Origin of the sequence: Demequina sp. NBRC 110055 (assembly GCF_002090135.1) — a bacterium.
In the GTDB taxonomy this organism is placed as follows: Bacteria; Actinomycetota; Actinomycetes; order Actinomycetales; family Demequinaceae; genus Demequina.
This window is the reverse complement of the sequence record NZ_BBRL01000005.1, coordinates 135,940-153,016: the sequence shown is the minus strand read 5'-3', so window position 1 is coordinate 153,016 and position 17,077 is coordinate 135,940. Positions and strand designations below refer to the sequence as shown.

Sequence of the window (17,077 nt, the reverse complement as noted above, 5' to 3'; positions counted from 1 at the left end):
CACCGTTGCTCTGAGCGAATCTGGGTGTCCTATGGGGCGCTCAGCGTTGTGCTGGTGCCAGCATCAACGCAACTGCCGCCTTCGCTCGCGCGTACCGACTGCGGATGGTCGAAGGAGGCACCTGCTCCAATGCCGCCACCTCGGCGAGCGTGAAGCCGTCCCAGTGGACCAGGCGGAGCAACTCAGCATCGCTGGGCTCCAGGCGCGCGATCGCATCGCGCACCGGCAAGCCGTCATCAGCGGCCAGCGCTACGGCACCCTGGGTCACGAGTCGAAGTCGGCTCGCGAGTCGCGTGCGCCGCACGTGCCCACGCTGGGCATTTCGCACGACTCCGCGAGCAATTCCGAAGAGCCACATGCGTGCTCCAGTCTCATCCGCGGGAAGCGCGTTGCGGCGGCGCCACACAATGGCCATTGTCTCGGCCAGCGCGTCGGGCGCATCGTCAACACCAATGCGCCTTTCGAGGTAAGCAAGGAGGGCTTCGCCGTTCTCGTGGAGAATTGCTTCAACGTCATCCACCGTAGACCCCGCTCACTGTCGGGCACGTGAATTCCCCGCTCCAATTCAGATGCGAGATCGAGTACCCCAGCGCACTCACGTGGTCGAGAGTCGCTGCAAAGATCGCGTCGTTGCTCGACGTCTCCCGAAGATAATTGGCGTCGAAGGCTACGCCATCGCGTGCGTATGAGATCCGGTTCGATGACTCTCGGCTCGGAATGTCAACACGCGACATCAAGTCTGGATCGCTCAAGAAATCTCGGGCGGCCTTAACGGCACGTGGGTCGTCGCCGTCAAGGTCGCCGACGATGCCCTTGCAGATACCGTCTCCACCTGGCGCCGCGTAGATGTACTCGATAAGAGCCTCGTCGGCCCACGGAGCGTTCCATATCCCCGAAGCCGCCGCGACGCCTCCGAGTCCCATCAGCGCGACCGCGCCGATGGCGGTGGCTGCCGCCCGCCGCACATTATCCGATGGCCGTGTACGTACCGCGAGACGCAACACCTCAGCAGTCCGCGCCGGAGTTGGTTTGCTTGTCATGGGTCCGCTCGCGTCGAGCAGCTCATCGATTAAGTCGTCACGCATCGTCGTCTCCTTGTCACCCTTACCCGGTATATGTCCGGCTCAGGGCGATCTGACGACGCTCACGAGGAGTAGTTTCAGTACCCGCCGTCGCCCGCATCGTCGGAACCGGCCGCACCGTCGAGCCCGTCGAGCACGGCCTGCGTGCCCGACAGCCCCAGGCGGGAGGCGCCGGCCTCGATCATGGCGAGTGCGGCATCGGCCGTCCTGATGCCACCGGAAGCCTTCACACCCAAGGCGTCACCGACCGTCGTGCGCATGAGCGCGACGGCCTCGACCGACGCACCACCGGCGGGGTGGAAGCCGGTCGAGGTCTTCACGAAGTCGGCGCCGGCGGCGACGGCGGCCCCGCAGGCGCCCACGATCGCCTGGTCGCTCAGCGCCGCGGACTCGATGATGACCTTAAGGATCTTGCCCTCGGGCACGGCGGCGCGCACGGCGGCGATGTCGGCTTCGACCTCCTTGAAGCGGCCCTCGATAGCGGCGGCGACGTCGATCACCATGTCGATCTCGTCGGCACCCTGCGCGATGGACAGTGCGGCCTCGGCGGCCTTCACGGACGAGTGGTGCTTGCCCGACGGGAACCCGCACACGGTCGCGACCGCGACGGACTCGGGAACCTCGACCGGGAGCATCGACGGCGAGACGCAGATCGAGAATACGCCGAGGCGGGCGGCCTCGGCGGCGAGGGCCTCGACGTCGCCGGGGGTGGCCTCGGGCTTCAGGAGGGTGTGGTCGACGTACTGGGCCAGTTCGGCACGGGTGAGAGTCATGTCACCAGCCTACGGGCGCGGCTTGCCGCCGCGCACGCGATGTGAGAACCTCCAGATGCGGCCGACCCGGCCCCACCGGACGAAGTGACGTACCCGGCCACGCGACAAGACGTCTCACAGGAGAGACCTCATGGCGTGGATCATTCTCATCATCTCGGGCGTCCTCGAGGCCGTCTGGGCGACGGCCTTAGGCAAGTCCGAGGGATTCTCGCGGCTCGGGCCGAGCCTCGTGTTCGTCGTCGCGCTCGTCGCGTCGATGGGCGGCCTGGCGTATGCCATGCGCACGCTGCCGGTTGGCACGGCCTATGCGGTGTGGGTGGGCATCGGCGCGGCCCTCACCGTCGGCTACGCGATGGCGACGGGCGCGGAGACCGCTTCGCTCACCAAGGTGCTGCTGATCCTCGGGATCGTGGGGTGCGTCGTAGGACTCAAGGCGCTGCACTAAGGCGAACGGACGCTCACCGTCCCCCAGGAGACACAAATCTCCTCAGAGCGACGGTGAGCGTCCCATGGTGCACATCACGCGGGCGCGGGCCGCGAGAGAGCGTCAGTCCTCGAAGCCGTACGCCTCGAGGATGGTCTCGGCGAGTTCGCCGCGCTCCTCGTAGGGCAGGAAGGCTCCCCACGCGGCGGTAAGAGTGGCCTCAAGGAGGTCCTCCTTGGTCCAACCGGCGCCCTGCAGCACCTCAAACTCGCCCGACATCGTCACGCCGGACACCAGGCGGTTATCCGTGTTGATGGTCACGGCGAAGCCCAGGTCGCGCAGCGTGTGCATGGGGTGGTTCTCGATCGACGGCGCCGCGGCAGTCTGCACGTTGGACGTGGGGCAGCACTCGAGCGGGATCTGCTGGTCGAGCGCGTGACGCGCGATAACGCCCAGCGTGGGCTCCTCGCCGTCGAAGTCCTCGATGTCCTCGTGGATGCGCACGCCGTGGCCGATGCGGCGGGCGCCCTGGAACAGGGCCTCGCCCACCGAGTCGGCGCCGTCGGCCTCGCCCGCGTGGATGGTCACGGGGAAATGAGCGGCGCGCAGCGCGGCGAAGGCGGGCGCGTGATTGCCCGCGGAGAAGCCGTTCTCGGGGCCCGCGATGTCGAAGCCCACGCAGCAACGGTCACGGTTGACGATGGCGAGAGCGGCGATCTCGGGCGACCGGTCCAGGTGGCGCATAGCGTCGAGAATGGCGCCCACACGGATGGCGCTGCCGGCCTCGGCTGCCTCGGCGATGCCCTCCTCGATGCCGGCCTGCACGGCCTCGACGACCTGCTGGAGGTCCAGGCCACCGGAGACGTGCTGCTCGGGGGCGTAGCGCAGCTCGGCGTAGATGACGCCGTCGGCGGCGAGGTCCACCACGGCCTCGCGGGCGATGCGGCGAAGGTTCTCCTCCGTCTGCATGACGGCGATGGTGTGGGCGAAGGCCTCAAGGTAGCGCACCAGGTCGCCCGAGCTAGCGTTCTCGGCGAAGATGCGCGCGAGCTCATCCGGGTCGGTCGAGGGCAGCTCGTGGCCGATGGCGGCGGCGAGCTCGATGAGGGTCGACGGGCGCAGTCCGCCGTCGAGGTGATCATGTAGCAGGACCTTGGGCAGGGCGACGATCTCGTCGTGAGTGAGTGTCATGGCACCAGGCTAGCGGCGCCCGGCCACATCAGCGCCTCGCGGGGCGAGGCAGCACCATCCACGACAGCCGCGACCAGTGACCCAGCGCGGGTTCCTTGCCGCCGCCCTCCACGAACCGGTCGACGCCGAGCGGGAGCACCCGGCCCGACGAGGGTTCGTAGATCTCGAGGCCCGCCTCCGTGCGCGCGGTCATGAGCACGACGTGGCGCGGCATCACCTGGTCGAGCCCACCGCTCGAGTCGCCGCCCACGTACAGCGGCACGGGAATGCCATCACGCAGCGCGGCCGAGGCGTGCGCGAGCGCGGCCTCCATCGTCTCCGAGTCCGTGTCGTCGAGGATCGCGCCTCGAAAGCGCAGCCCGGAGTACCTGGTCACATCGTCGACGCGCCAGGGCGGCGTCCCGAACCCCCGCGGCCACGGGGCGACACCCAACGCGCGCGACGTGGTCGCTCCGTGCATCACCCGCTGCAGCGCGTGCCAGCGCTCCTCGATGGTGCGCGGCCCATACTCGAGCGCGGCCGCGGCCTCCGAGGGAAGGTGATCTCCCAGAGAGCGTCCCGTCGCGACCCACGCGGCCGCGAACGGGTCGCCCCGCATCAGCATCATCGCCATGACCGCGGCGCCACACGTGGTCCGGTCGACCTGCACCGCCCGTATCGATCCGAACCGCACGGGGCCGATGCCGCGGCCGGCGGGACGACGGATCGTTTCCTTCGCCGTGTCGGGCAGGCGATGCCAGGCTGCCGCGAGCGCGGCAACGGCCGTGAGCGGGGCGCCCGACGCGGTCGCGCGTTCGATGACGGCGGCGTCGTCGCCCAACTCTGACAGCGCGGCCTCGAGTGCCTTGCGATCGGCCGGCGAGGCGGCCTCAAGCCTGCGCGCGTAGACGCGGGCCGTCACCGTGGCGCCGTCCGGCCGCACGCCGTGCTCGGCGACCTCGCGGGCGTGCGCCACCTGGGCCACGCCTCGCCACTGCCCCGTGGCCCCCACGAAACGGCCCGCCTGCACGGCGAGCGACGTGAGGGTCCACCCCATCAGCTGTCCGCGTCGACGCGGTCGAGCAGGATGCGGCGCTCCACGGAGGCGTCACCGATGTCGATGGCTCCCGCGCCGTCGCACGCCTCGGCCAGCGCAGCGAGGCCGCGCGGCATGCGCGCCTCCGTCTCCGTGTGCAGCGTCGCGATGACGTCGCCGGCCTTCACCGTGTCGCCCAGCGTCTTGTGCAGGGTGATGCCCGACGACACCTCGACGGGGTCCTCCTTGCGCGCACGGCCCGCGCCCAGTCGCCACGCGGCGATGCCTGTACCGAGCGCGTCGAGCCGGGTGATGACGCCGTCGCGCTCCGCGCGCACCTCTTCGGTGTGCTGTGCGGAGGGCATGGTCGCATCCGGGTCGCCGCCCTGGGCCGCGATCATACGGCGCCACACGTCCATCGCCCGGCCGTCCTTGAGTGCGTCGGCCGGGTCCACGTCCGTGACGCCCGCGCCGGCGAGCATCTCGCGCGCGAGGGCAACGGTCAGTTCCACCACGTCGGCGGGGCCGCCGCCGGCGAGCACCTCGACCGACTCGGTGACCTCGAGCCCGTTGCCGATGGTGAGGCCCAGCGGGGTCGACATGTCGGTCAGCAGCGCGGTGGTCTTCACGCCGGCGTCGGTGCCGAGGTTCACCATGGTCTCGGCGAGCTCACGCGCGTTGTCGAGGTCCTTCATGAAGGCGCCCGAGCCGACCTTGACGTCGAGCACCAACACCCCGGTACCTTCGGCGATCTTCTTCGACATGATCGACGCGGCGATCATGGGAATCGACTCCACCGTGCCGGTGACGTCGCGCAGCGCGTACAGCTTCTTGTCCGCGGGGGCGAGGCCGGAGCCGGCCGCGCAGATGACCGGACCCACCTCGCGCAACTGCGCCTGCATCTCCTCGTTGCTGAGCGCCGCGCGCCAACCGGGGATCGACTCGAGCTTGTCGAGCGTGCCGCCGGTGTGACCCAGGCCGCGACCCGAGAGCTGCGGCACGGCCACTCCGTAGACGGCCACCAACGGCGCGAGGGGCAGGGTGATCTTGTCGCCCACACCGCCGGTCGAGTGCTTGTCAGCGGTGGGCTTGCCGAGGCCCGAGAAGTCGAGCCGCTCCCCCGTCGCGATCATCGCGGCGGTCCAGCGGGCGATCTCGGCGCGGGACATGCCGCGCTGCAGGATCGCCATCGCGAGCGAACTCATCTGCTCGTCGGCCACCACGCCGCGCGTGTAGGCGTCGACGACCCAGTCGATCTGGTCATCGCTCAGCGTGCCGCCATCGCGCTTCACGCGAATGACGTCGACGGCGTCGTGCCTTTCGGTACTCACTGCACCTTCTCCAGGTCCTCCGGCCCGAACGCGCCGGGCAGGAACTCGTCCATGGTCATGATGCCGCTGGCGGTCTCGACCAACAGCGAGCGGCCACCGTGCTCGAAAAGCAGCTGGCGGCATCGGCCGCACGGAGCCAAAATCTCCCCGTTGCCGTCCACGCACGTGAAGGCGACCAAACGAGAGCCGGCTCCGTCGGTGTGCAGCTTGGACACGAGCGCGCACTCGGCGCACAGCGTGAGGCCGTACGAGGCGTTCTCGACGTTCGCGCCGATCACCACCTCGCCGGTGTCGGTGAGGGCTGCGACGCCCACGGGGAACTTCGAGTAGGGAACGTAGGCGCGGGTCGAGGCCTCGCGAGCGGCGGCTCGCAGGCCGTCCCAGTCAATGTCGGGCACGGGTGCCTCTCTACTTCTTGTACGGGATGCCTTCGGCGGCCGGCGGGCGCGAGTGGCCCACGAGGCCGGCGACGGCGAAGATGGTCGCGAGGTACGGGAACATCGCGAGGAACTGCGAGGGGATGTCGGAGCCGATGATGCCCAGCTGCACCCGCAGGGCGTCGGCGAAGCCGAACAGCAGCGCCGCGGCGAGGGCACCGCGCGGGCTCCACCGGCCGAGGATCATGGCCGCCAGCGCGATGTAGCCCTTGCCAGCCGTCATCTCCTTGCCGAACGCGAGCCCCGACGCCACGGTGAAGAACGCGCCACCCAGACCGGCGATGGCGCCGCCCAGGATGGTGTTGCGCACGCGGGTGCGGTTGACCTTGATGCCGACGGTGTCGGCGGCCTTGGGGTGCTCGCCCACGGCGCGCACACGCAGTCCCCAGCGGGACTTGAACAGCATGATCTGGAACACGATCACGACGACATACATCGTGTAGACCAGCAGGTTCTGGTCGAACAGCACGGGGCCGATGATGGGGATCGACGACAGCAGCGGGATCGGCAGTGCCGCGAGGCCCAGCGAGCGGTTGAGGTCGGGGTTGTCGGACATCACGGTCGAGAAGAAGAAGCTCGTCAGGCCGATCACGAGCATGTTCAGCACCACGCCCACGACGATCTGGTTCACCCAGTACTTGGTGGCGAAAATGGCGAGCACGGCGCCGACCAGCGCTCCGGCGAGGGGCGCGGCGATGAGGCCCACGTAGGCGTTGCCCACCATGGAGGCCATGAGCGCCGCGAAGAACGCGCCGGCAAGCAGCTGGCCTTCGATGGCGATGTTGACGATGCCCGAGCGCTCGCACAGGGTGCCGGCGAGGGCACCAAAGATGAGCGGCACGGCGAGGAACAGCGATGAGGTCAGCAGGCCTGTGATCTGGATGCTGGTGTTGTCGCGACCGGCACCCGCCCACGACAGCAGCGCTCCCATCACGGCCATGCCATAGACGATGGGAAGCCACAGCCCGGGCTTGCGGTACTGGTTCGCGAGGTACGCGGAGTACCCCGCGAGCGCGAGCGCAATGACCGACAGCACGATCGCCGCGATCTTCGACGGCAGCGTCAGCGTGGGGAGGTGGACGAAGTCGGAGCTCGTCGCGACCACGAACGTCGTGTCCGAGCCCGAGGGCGTCCCGAACCCGAAGATCAGCAGCGAGATGAGGGCCACGACGCCGAGGCCAATGGGGCCCTTCCAGCTCTTCGTCTTCAGCACGTCGCCCGACGCGGCGGCGTCCGGGGTGGCGGTGTCAACCGTCGTGGCGCTCATGCCGCCACCTCCTTCTCGTGGGCGGGGGCAGGCAAGCGGAAGATCGACCGCACGAGCGGCGGGGCCGCGATAAAGAGCACGATGGTCGCCTGGATGACGAACACGATATCGACGGGCAGACCCGCGAGCACCTGCAACGACGGTCCGGACGCCTTCAGGCCGCCGAAGAGGATCGCGGCCAAAACAGTACCGAGCGGGCGCGAGCGGCCTAGCAGCGCCACGGTGATCGCGTCGAAGCCGATGGACCCAGCGATGTCGAGGGTGAGGTTCTTCTCGGTGCCGAGCACCTGAGCAGAGCCGGCGAGGCCCGCGAGCGCGCCGGCGATCACCATGACGAGGATGGTGCCCTTCGCAACCGACATACCGGCCGTGCGCGCGGCGCGCGGGTTGGCGCCCACGGCGCGGAACTCGAAGCCGAGCGTCGAGCGCTCCATGAGCCACCACACACCGAAGGCGCAGGCGATGGCCAGCACGAAGCCCCAATGCAGCGGGAACTGGCTGCCCAACAAGAGGGGGTACTGCGCGTTCTCGGCCACGGTGGGCGAGATGGGGTTGTTCTGGCCCTCACGCTGGAAGGCCTCGAGCGACAGCAGGTAGCTCAGCAGGTTCAGTGCCACGTAGTTGAGCATGATCGTCACGATCACCTCGTGCGCGCCGGTCCGTGCCTTCAGGAAGCCGGGGATGAAGCCCCAGATCGCACCACCGAGGGCGCAGCCGATCACCGCGACAAGCAGGTGAGTGAACCCGGGGAGGTCCCATGCGAAGCCCACCCAGCCGCCGAGCGTGGCGCCGATGATGATTTGACCCTGGGCGCCGATGTTGAACAGGCCAGCACGGAAGCCGATGCCGAGACCCAGACCGGCGAAGATGAGGGGCGTCGCCATGGTGAGGGTCTGCGTAAACGGCTTGATCGCAGCCGCGAATGTGTCGGCCCTGGTGTTGTAGATCGCACCCTGGAACATCGCGGTGTAGGCGCCCCAGATGGCATCCCACATCGCCGACAGGGTGTCGCCCGGGCGAGAGAAGAAGTAGGCCGATGCCGTACGCACGTCCTCGTCCGCGATGACGATCAGAATCGCTCCGATGATGAGCGACGCCACCACCGCCATGATGACGACAAGCGTCGAGCTCTCGAGAATCTCGCGAAGCACCTGCTTCGCGCGGCTCGGGGTTTGGGGCTGCTGGGGCGCCTCGGTCACTGCGGTGGCGCTCACGCTGCCTCCTCCTCGTGGGCTCCGGCCATCATGAGGCCGAGGGTGTCGCGGTCGGTGTCCGGCGGGACAATGTCGACGATGCGTCCGTGGTACATCACCGCGATGCGGTCGGCGAGGGCATATACCTCGTCCAACTCCGAGCTCACGATGAGCACGGCGGCTCCGTTGTCGCGCTCCTCGATGATGCGCTTGTGCACGAACTCGATCGAGCCGACGTCGAGGCCGCGCGTGGGCTGCGACGCGATGAGTAGCTTCAGGTCACGGGCGAGTTCGCGCGCGAGGACGACCTTCTGCTGGTTTCCACCCGACAGCGAGCCGGCGAGGGCCTGCGTCGACGTGGTGCGCACATCGAAGCGTTCGACCTGCTCCTCGGCGTTTTTCGCGGCGAACGCCGTGTCGATCGCGCCCGCCTTGGAGTACGGCGCCTTGTCGTACAGGTCGAGGATGAGGTTGTTCGTGATGGTGAAGTCGGCGACCACGCCATCCTCCGTGCGGTCCTCGGGCACAAAGCCGATGCCGGCGTCGAGCGCCTCACGGATCGAGCTGCCTGTGAGCCGGCGTCCATCGAGCGTGACGGCGCCCTCGGCCGAGGGGACGATTCCAAGAATCGCCTCGGCGAGCTCGGTCTGGCCGTTGCCCTGCACACCCGCGACGGCGAGGATCTCCCCTGCGCGCACCTCGAAGCTGACACGGTCAAGGTGCTTGAGCGACGTCGCGGGGTCCACGACGGACAGACCGTCGACGACAAGCATGGGTTCGCCGGGCTGGGCGGGCTCCTTGGAGACGGTCATGGACACGTCGCGCCCCACCATGAGCGAGGCGAGTTCCTCCTGCGAGGCCGTGGGCTCGGCGGTGCCGACCACCTTGCCGCGGCGGATGACAGTGATCTGGTCCGCGATGGCCTTGACCTCGCGGAGCTTGTGGGTGATCAAGACGACGGCGGTGCCGGTGTCGCGCAACTGGCCGATGATCTCGAGAAGCTCGTCGGTCTCCTGCGGGGTGAGCACGGCGGTGGGCTCGTCGAGGATCAACACCTCGGCGTCGCGCGACAGCGCCTTGATGATCTCGACGCGCTGCTGGGCGCCCACCGACAGATCCTCGATGACGGCATCGGGGTCGATATGGAAGCCGAACCGGTCGGAGATCTCCTTGACCTTGGCGCGCGCGGCCCCGAGGTCCAGGAGCTTCGCGGGGCCGGTCACCTCTTCGTGCCCGAGCATGACGGATTCGGCGACGGTGAAGACGGGCACGAGCATGAAGTGCTGGTGGACCATGCCGATACCCGCGGCCATGGCGTCGCCGGGGCCAGCAAAGACGGTGGGCTCATCGTCGAGCAGGATGTCGCCGCCGTCGGCGTCATAGAGCCCGAAGAGCACGTTCATGAGGGTGGATTTGCCGGCGCCGTTTTCACCGAGCAGGGCGTGCACCGTGCCGGGTTCGACCACCAAGTCAATGCTGTCGTTCGCCGTGAAGTCCCCGAACTTCTTGGTGATGCCCCGCAACTCGAGTTTCACGCCATCGTCCCTTCCAGCGCCGCGGATGCGCGGCTGTTCGTTCAAGTCAAGCACGAGGGGCGTGCCGCGTCCACGCGGCACGCCCCTCGCTTGTGGGGGGATAGTTCCCCTGGTACTGCTGGTTACTCGGCGGCGCCGGAGGCCTCGATGTCACCGGCGATGATGCCGGCCGAGATCTCGTCGAGCGCGGCGATGACGTCGTCGGAGACGGTGCCCTCGGCGAAGTCGGCCACGCCGACGCCCTCGTTCTCGAGCGTGCCCACGTAGGGGTCCGCCACGAAGCCGTCGTTGACCGTCGACTCGATGGTGTCGAACACCGAGTTACCGATGTTCTTCAGCACCGACGTGAACACGATGTCGGCGTACTCGGGAGCGGTCTGGGTCCAGTCGGAGTCCACACCGATCAGCCAGGCGTCACCCGCCGACTGAATCGCCGAGGCGGCGCCGAGGCCCACCGGGCCGGCCACGGGCATGACGATGTCCGCGCCCTGGTCGAGGAAGCCGTTGGTGATGTTGGTGCCCTGCGACTGGTCGTCGAAGTCACCGGAGAACGAGTCCATACCCAGGACCTGCACGTCGGCGTCGTTCTGCTCGTTGTAGTACTCGACACCCGCCTGGTAGCCGGTCATGAAGATGGTGACCGAGGGGATCTCGATGCCGCCGAAGGTGCCCACGGTGCCGGTCGTGGAGGCCGAGGCCGCCGCGTAGCCGGCGAGGAACGCGGCCTCGTCGGTCTCGAACGTGATGGGCTTGATGTTCGGGGCATCCGTGGTGCCGTCGAAGTCGTTGTCCGCGAGGTCGTCGATGATCGCGTACGACACGTCGGGGTTGGCCAGGGCCGAGTCGACGGTGGCCTGGCTCAGCAGGAAGCCCACGGTGATGATGAGGTCGCAACCCGCGGCGACCTGCGCCTCGAGGTTGGGGCCGTAGTCGGAGTCCGAGGTGGACTCGGCCTCGGCCTTGGTGATGCCCAGCTCGGCGACGGCGCGCTCGAGGCCCTCGTACGCGGACTGGTTGAACGACTTGTCGTCGAAGCCACCGGCGTCGGAGACCATGCAGGCCATGAAGTCGACGTCCTCGGCGGGAGCGGCGGTCTCGGAGGTCTCGGCACCGGTGGTGGTCTCCTCGGTGGGCTCGTCCTCGGGGGCCGAGGCACACGCGGCGAGCGCGAGGGCGGAGGCAGCGGCCACCGCACCAATACGAATCATGGTCTTCATGTGATTCCTCACTTGTCGTGCCTGTAGGGGTACGCCAGGCTCTTGCGTTGTGAGACATGCTACGCATGGGCGTGTTACGCAGACCGTCTCAAATGTTGCTCGCAGGCTACGGTTCGGTATCAATCTGTCCTGGTAGGCGCCGTCCAGAACAAGTCTTAACCGGGTAATTGCACATCCTTGACGCGCTGGGCGGCCTCGCGGCTCAAGACCAGCAGCGCCTCGTCGGTGTCGACGACCACCGCATCGGCCATCCCCACGATCGCGAGCGGCTTGGTGCCGCCCACGACGACGGCGCCAGGCGCGCCCACGAGCGACACGGGACCGGAACGGTTGACCCGGATGGCGCCATCGGCATCGGCCGCCAACAGCGACGCGAGGGAGTCAAAGTCGCCCACGTCGTGCCACGGGAAGTCTCCTGGCACCATGGCGACGCCGCCCTCGGCGGCGACGGGCTCCGCAATGGCGTGGTCGATCGCGATCTTCGTCAACGTCGGCCACACGCGCGCCGTCACCTCGTCGCGCTCGGGGCCGTCCCATGCCGCGGCAATCTCACGCACGCCCGCCTCAAGCGTGGGTTGCAGGCGGGCGAGGTGCGCAAGCAACACCGAGGTCGAGACCACGAACATGCCGGCGTTCCAGGAGTAGCCGCCCTCGGCGAGCATGGCCGTCGCGGTCTCCTCGTCGGGCTTCTCGGTGAAGGCCTCGACGGCGAAGGCGCCGGCGACCTCGGGCAAGGATGCCCCCGCCTTGATGTACCCGAACGCACTCGACGGGGCATCGGGCGTAATCCCGATCGTCACCACCTTGCCGGTCCTGGCGGCCTCGACGGCCAGGCGCACCGCGGCGTGAAAGCCGGACGCCTCGGGGATGACGTGGTCGGCCGCGAAGGACCCCATGATGCGCTCGCCATGGCGCTGCTCGATGACCGCGGCCGCCAGCGCGATGGCCGCCATCGAGTCGCGCGGGCTCGGCTCGGCGATGATGTCGCCCTCGGGGACCCCCGGGAGCTGCGAAGCGACGGCATCGGCATGCCGAGCGCCGGTCACGATCACGGTCTCCTCCGCGAGCGGAGCGAGGCGCGCCACCGTGTCCTGGATCAGGGTCGCACCGGTGTCCAGGAGATCGATCAGGAACTTGGGTCGCGAGGGCTGCGACAGGGGCCATAGGCGCGAGCCGACGCCTCCCGCCGGCACCACGGCGATGAAATCGGGGACGACGTTCTCAGGAGTGACCTCAGCTGTCATGCGACCAGATTAGGATGGGTCGCGGAATCCCGGAACCATCGAAGGAGTCTCCGTGTCGCCAGCGACGACGCTGTACAGGGGCCATGAGGGGATGTGGATGTGGGTCGTGCACCGCACGACAGGCGTCGCCGTCTTCTTTTTCTTGCTCGTCCACGTGCTCGATACCGCGCTCGTGCGCGTGTCGCCCGAGGCCTATAACGAGGTGATCGGCTCGTACAAGACGCCCTTGTACGCGATCATCGAGGCCGGGCTCGTCGCCGCGATCGCGCTGCACGCCTTCAACGGCCTGCGCATCATCGCCGTGGACCGCTCGACGTGGGCCCTGCGCCACCAGCGCCAGCTCGTCTGGGCGGTGTGGATCGGCTTTGCGATCCTCATGCTCGGCTTCCTGCCGCGCCACCTGATGCACGCCTTCGGAGGTGCATGATGGCTCAGGCTCCCGACCTCACCGCCCCCAAGCGTCCCGTCAGCCACTCGACCCTGGGCCGCGCCCAGCGCTGGTCGTGGATGTTCCAGCGCATCTCGGGCGTCGTCCTCATCGTGCTGATCTTCACCCACCTCTTCATCAACCTGTGGTGGGGCGACGGCATTAACCAGATCGACTTCGCCTTCGTCGCGGGCAAGCTCGCGAGCCCCTTCTGGCAGTGGTTCGACTTCCTGATGCTCACCCTCGCGATGATTCACGGCGCCAACGGCATGCGCATGATCATCGACGACTATGCCCGCAACCCCGCATGGCGCGCCACCCTGCAGTGGGCGCTGCGCATCGCCACCGTGATCATCGTGGTGCTCGGCACGCTGGTGCTCTTCACCTTCGATCCCTGCCCCGCGGACGCCGACCCGTCCCTTCTCCCCAGCCTTTGCGAGGACATCTAAATGGCCACCGAGCACGAGTTCGACGTCGTCATCGTGGGCGCAGGCGGCGCCGGCATGCGCGCCGCGCTGGAAAGCTCCCAGCGCGCCAAGACGGCCGTCATCACCAAGCTGTACCCCACCCGCTCCCACACGGGCGCGGCGCAGGGGGGCATGGCGGCCGCCCTGTCAAACGTCGAGGACGACAACGCCGAGTGGCACACCTTCGACACGATCAAGGGCGGCGACTACCTCGTCGACCAGGACGCCGCCGAAATCCTCTGCAACGAGGCCATCGACGCCGTGCTCGACCTCGAGAAGATGGGCCTGCCGTTCAACCGCACCCCCGAGGGCAAGGTGGACCAGCGCCGCTTCGGCGGCCACACCCGCAACCACGGCGAGGCTGCGGTGCGCCGCGCCTGCTACGCCGCAGACCGCACCGGCCACATGATCCTGCAGACGCTGTACCAACAGTGCATCAAGCAGGAGGTGGAGTTCTTCAACGAGTTCTATGCGCTCGACCTCATCCTCGACGGCGACCCGCAGGCCGCGGGCGAGGACGGCGAGGTGTCCGTCTCCGGCGTCGTGGCCTACTCGCTCGCCAGCGGCGAGATCCACACGTTCCGCGCCAAGTCCGTCATCTTCGCCACCGGCGGCGCCGGCAAGGTCTTCAAGACCACGTCCAACGCCCACACGCTCACGGGCGACGGCATGGGCATCGCGCTGCGCGCCGGCATCCCGCTTGAGGACATGGAGTTCTTCCAGTTCCACCCCACAGGCCTCGCGGGGCTCGGCATCCTGCTGTCGGAAGCCGCGCGCGGCGAGGGCGGCATCTTGCGCAACTCCGAGGGTGAGCGCTTCATGGAGCGCTATGCCCCCACCATCAAGGACCTCGCGCCGCGTGACATGGTCGCCCGCGCGATGGCCAACGAGGTGCGCGAGGGCCGCGGCTGCGGTCCGAACAAGGACTACGTGCTGCTCGACCTCACCCACCTCGAGCCCGCGCACATCGACGCGAAGCTGCCCGACATCACGGAGTTCGCCCGCACGTACCTGGGCGTCGAGCCGTACACCGAGCCCGTGCCGGTGTTCCCCACCGCGCACTACGCGATGGGTGGCATCCCCACCACGGTTCAGGGCGAGGTGCTGCGCGACAACACCCACGTCGTCAAGGGCCTCTACGCCGCGGGCGAGTGCGCCTGCGTCTCCGTGCACGGCGCCAACCGCCTGGGCACCAACTCGCTGCTCGACATCAACGTGTTCGGCCGCCGCGCCGGCATCGCCGCCGCGGAGTATGCCAACGCGACTGACGCCATTCCCTCCCTCCCGGCCGATGCATCGGCCGGCCTGGAACAGACGGTCGCCTCGCTGAGGGCAACCGTGGGTGGCGACGGCACCGAGCGCGTGGCGCAACTGCGCCGCGAGCTCCAGGAGACCATGGACATGAACGTCCAGGTGTTCCGCACGGCCGAGTCGCTGGCCGAGGCCCACCGCGTGGTCAAGGACCTCCAGGAGCGTTACACGAACATCGCGATCCACGACCGCGGCACGCGCTTCAACACGGACCTGCTGGAGGCGATCGAGCTGGGCTTCCTGCTGGAGTTGTCCGAGGTGGTCATCGCCGGCGCCGAGGCCCGCAAGGAGTCCCGCGGCGGCCACTACCGCGAGGACTTCCCCACGCGTGACGATGAGAACTTCATGCAGCACACCATGGCCTACAAGCGCGCCGACGGCACCGTCGAGCTGGACTGGAAGCCCGTCGTGGTGACCCGGTATCAGCCGATGGAGCGCAAGTACTAAGGGAGGGCACCGACATGACCGCAACAGCCGAGGCGCCCGCGAAGGCCGGCGCCGTCCCGTCGATGACGGTGACGCTGAAGATCCTGCGCTTCGACCCCGATGGCCTCGACGGCCGCGAACCGGGCTCGGAGTACTGGGAGGAGTTCACGGTCGAGGCGCACGCCACCGACCGCGTGCTCGACGCCCTGCACAAGATCAAGTGGGACATCGACGGCACGCTCGCGTTCCGTCGCTCGTGCGCGCACGGCGTGTGTGGCTCGGACGCGATGCGCATCAACGCGCGCAACCGCCTGGCCTGCAAGACGCTCCTGAAGGACCTCAACCCTTCGCGCCCCATCACCGTCGAGCCCATCAAGGGCCTGCCGGTCGAGAAGGACCTCATCGTCGACATGGAGCCGTTCTTCGCGTCCTATCGCGAGATCATGCCATTCCTCATGACGAGCGGCCCCACCCCGGAGCGCGAACGCCTGCAGTCCCCCGAGGACCGCGCCAAGTTCGACGACACCACGAAGTGCATCCTGTGCGCGGCGTGCACGACGAGCTGCCCGGTGTTCTGGACCGACGGCCAGTACTTTGGCCCGCAGGCCATCGTCGGTGCACACCGGTTCATCTTCGACTCGCGCGACGAGGGCGAGTGGGACCGCCTCGAGATCCTCAACGACAAGGCCGGCGTGTGGAAGTGCCGCACGGCGTTCAACTGCACCGAGGCGTGCCCGCGCGGCATCGAGGTCACCAAGGCCATCTCCGAGGTGAAGCGAGCGCTCACCACGGGCAACGTCTGAGCCCACCCGCCGTTCGCGCCGCAAATGAGGCCATTTGCGGCGCGAACGGCGGTCTGGTGCCGCATTTTCGGCCGCCAGGAGCGGCGGGACCACAGCGGACGGCCGATGCCGTGGCCGCCTAGCGTCCGGGCGTCACCACTGCGAGTCGGGGTCGCACCACAGCTGACCTTCGGGCATGCCGCGGCCGCCGCAATCCTGCGCAAACGATTCGTACTCCGAGCCCGTACCGCTGTCCCAATACAGGTCGTCGCAGGCAACGTTGTCTCCCGCGGCGCACTGGTCGTAGAGCGCGTCCAGCTGGGGGTCGTCCCCGTAGTTTTGGGCGCTGTAGTTGTCCCACGAATCCTCAAACTGCTCCGTGAAGCTCTCGCCGTCCGAGGTCTCAAGTCCGGAGAGGAACGCGGCGCCCATGATCATCGCGGTGCCAGCCGCGGCCCAGGCGATGGTCCCGATCACGCCCAGGACGAGCCCCGTCACGGCCATCCAGGTGCCGCGACGCAAGTCCTGAGCGGTGCGGCGCAAGCCCACAGCGCCGAGCGCGATCGACACGACCGCGAAGCCCAGCAGACCGGTGACGAAGGCGGCGATCGAGACGCCGTCGTAACTGGGCTTTGCCGGGCCCGTCTGACCGTAGGAGTAGGCGGCGCCATAGGCGGGCGGAGGCGTGGTGGGCGGGGCTGCCGAGGAGGCGCCGTAGGCCGACGAGGAGCCCGGCGCCGGCGTGGCGGCGTAGGCGGGCGACGCCGGCGTGCCGGATTCGGGCGCCCACGAGGGCGCTGCCTGGGGCTCGAACGATTGCGGCGTCGTGGGCATCGGCTCCGTGACGGGGACGTCGGAGTCCTTGCGCGAGCCCGAGGAGGGCTGGCGGAACGGGTCGTAGTCGGTCACGGATTCTCCTTCGTCGCTGACGCGAGAGAATGTACTGGTAACCGCC

18 protein-coding genes and 1 riboswitch are annotated in these 17,077 nt (G+C 68.4%); of the genes, 5 read left to right on the top strand and 13 right to left on the bottom strand.

The genetic code is table 11. The features are described 5' to 3' along the window. Window positions 1–40: 40 nt before the first annotated feature. From B7K24_RS06605 to deoC, 3 genes are all read right to left on the bottom strand, one after another. A complete protein-coding gene (locus tag B7K24_RS06605; RefSeq protein WP_084129397.1) occupies window positions 41–520 on the bottom strand; it encodes an RNA polymerase sigma factor in 480 nt (159 codons plus the stop codon). Beyond that, on the bottom strand, window positions 513–1,085 hold the full coding sequence (locus B7K24_RS06600; protein ID WP_084129396.1) for a hypothetical protein: 573 nt from the start codon (window positions 1,083–1,085) through the stop codon (window positions 513–515). The genes B7K24_RS06605 and B7K24_RS06600 overlap by 8 nt, the downstream gene beginning before the upstream one ends. 74 nt (window positions 1,086–1,159) lie before the next feature. After that, on the bottom strand, window positions 1,160–1,855 hold the full coding sequence (gene deoC, locus B7K24_RS06595) for a deoxyribose-phosphate aldolase (protein WP_084129395.1): 696 nt from the start codon (window positions 1,853–1,855) through the stop codon (window positions 1,160–1,162). Window positions 1,856–1,909: 54 nt separating this feature from the next. Continuing rightward, window positions 1,910–1,974, top strand: a riboswitch (guanidine-III (ykkC-III) riboswitch). 11 nt (window positions 1,975–1,985) lie between these two features. Between deoC and B7K24_RS06590 the strand changes: the two genes are divergently transcribed. Next, the gene (locus B7K24_RS06590; protein WP_084129394.1) at window positions 1,986–2,300 is read left to right on the top strand and encodes a multidrug efflux SMR transporter; all 315 of its coding nucleotides are present in this window, start codon (window positions 1,986–1,988) and stop codon (window positions 2,298–2,300) included. Window positions 2,301–2,402: 102 nt separating this feature from the next. Here the strand turns inward: B7K24_RS06590 and B7K24_RS06585 are convergent, their stop codons facing one another. From B7K24_RS06585 to B7K24_RS06545, 9 genes are all read right to left on the bottom strand, one after another. Beyond that, the gene (locus B7K24_RS06585) at window positions 2,403–3,470 is read right to left on the bottom strand and encodes an adenosine deaminase (protein ID WP_084129393.1); all 1,068 of its coding nucleotides are present in this window, start codon (window positions 3,468–3,470) and stop codon (window positions 2,403–2,405) included. 28 nt (window positions 3,471–3,498) lie between these two features. After that, the gene (locus B7K24_RS06580; RefSeq protein WP_084129392.1) at window positions 3,499–4,506 is read right to left on the bottom strand and encodes a hypothetical protein; all 1,008 of its coding nucleotides are present in this window, start codon (window positions 4,504–4,506) and stop codon (window positions 3,499–3,501) included. Continuing rightward, on the bottom strand, window positions 4,506–5,816 hold the full coding sequence (locus B7K24_RS06575; protein WP_084129391.1) for a thymidine phosphorylase: 1,311 nt from the start codon (window positions 5,814–5,816) through the stop codon (window positions 4,506–4,508). Before B7K24_RS06575 ends, B7K24_RS06580 begins: the two co-directional genes overlap by 1 nt. Further along, window positions 5,813–6,214: a cytidine deaminase gene (locus B7K24_RS06570; protein WP_084129390.1), complete on the bottom strand. Its 402-nt coding sequence runs from the start codon at window positions 6,212–6,214 to the stop codon at window positions 5,813–5,815. The genes B7K24_RS06575 and B7K24_RS06570 overlap by 4 nt, the downstream gene beginning before the upstream one ends. A gap of 10 nt (window positions 6,215–6,224) precedes the next feature. Then, window positions 6,225–7,520 (bottom strand): ABC transporter permease, encoded by a 1,296-nt coding sequence (locus tag B7K24_RS06565; RefSeq protein ID WP_084129389.1) that lies wholly within the window; start codon window positions 7,518–7,520, stop codon window positions 6,225–6,227. Next, the gene (locus B7K24_RS06560; RefSeq protein ID WP_234986599.1) at window positions 7,517–8,734 is read right to left on the bottom strand and encodes an ABC transporter permease; all 1,218 of its coding nucleotides are present in this window, start codon (window positions 8,732–8,734) and stop codon (window positions 7,517–7,519) included. Before B7K24_RS06560 ends, B7K24_RS06565 begins: the two co-directional genes overlap by 4 nt. Then, entirely contained in the window at window positions 8,731–10,248 is a 1,518-nt protein-coding gene (locus B7K24_RS06555; RefSeq protein WP_084129388.1) for an ABC transporter ATP-binding protein, read from the bottom strand. Before B7K24_RS06555 ends, B7K24_RS06560 begins: the two co-directional genes overlap by 4 nt. 122 nt (window positions 10,249–10,370) lie before the next feature. After that, window positions 10,371–11,465 carry a BMP family protein gene (locus B7K24_RS06550; protein WP_084129387.1) on the bottom strand — a complete coding sequence of 365 codons (1,095 nt, stop codon included), beginning with the start codon at window positions 11,463–11,465 and terminating at the stop codon, window positions 10,371–10,373. A 155-nt stretch (window positions 11,466–11,620) separates the two neighbouring features. Continuing rightward, complete coding sequence (locus B7K24_RS06545; RefSeq protein ID WP_084129386.1) at window positions 11,621–12,709, bottom strand: mannose-1-phosphate guanylyltransferase; 1,089 nt, start codon at window positions 12,707–12,709, stop codon at window positions 11,621–11,623. Between the two features lie 91 nt (window positions 12,710–12,800). Here B7K24_RS06545 and sdhC point away from each other — a divergent pair, with 91 nt between their 5' ends. From sdhC to B7K24_RS06525, 4 genes are read left to right on the top strand one after another with little or no spacing between them, the layout of a single operon-like run. Beyond that, the gene (gene sdhC / locus B7K24_RS06540; RefSeq protein WP_084129385.1) at window positions 12,801–13,136 is read left to right on the top strand and encodes a succinate dehydrogenase, cytochrome b556 subunit; all 336 of its coding nucleotides are present in this window, start codon (window positions 12,801–12,803) and stop codon (window positions 13,134–13,136) included. Beyond that, the gene (sdhD, locus tag B7K24_RS06535) at window positions 13,133–13,585 is read left to right on the top strand and encodes a succinate dehydrogenase, hydrophobic membrane anchor protein (protein WP_144268184.1); all 453 of its coding nucleotides are present in this window, start codon (window positions 13,133–13,135) and stop codon (window positions 13,583–13,585) included. Before sdhC ends, sdhD begins: the two co-directional genes overlap by 4 nt. Beyond that, window positions 13,586–15,361, top strand: a complete 1,776-nt coding sequence (gene sdhA / locus B7K24_RS06530) for a succinate dehydrogenase flavoprotein subunit (RefSeq protein WP_084129383.1) — start codon at window positions 13,586–13,588, stop codon at window positions 15,359–15,361. A gap of 14 nt (window positions 15,362–15,375) precedes the next feature. Continuing rightward, complete coding sequence (locus tag B7K24_RS06525) at window positions 15,376–16,143, top strand: succinate dehydrogenase iron-sulfur subunit (protein WP_084129382.1); 768 nt, start codon at window positions 15,376–15,378, stop codon at window positions 16,141–16,143. A gap of 132 nt (window positions 16,144–16,275) precedes the next feature. Here B7K24_RS06525 and B7K24_RS13425 read toward each other — a convergent pair whose 3' ends face one another. Continuing rightward, window positions 16,276–17,031, bottom strand: coding sequence for a DUF4190 domain-containing protein (locus B7K24_RS13425; RefSeq protein WP_084129381.1), 756 nt, complete (start codon window positions 17,029–17,031; stop codon window positions 16,276–16,278). Window positions 17,032–17,077 lie beyond the last annotated feature (46 nt).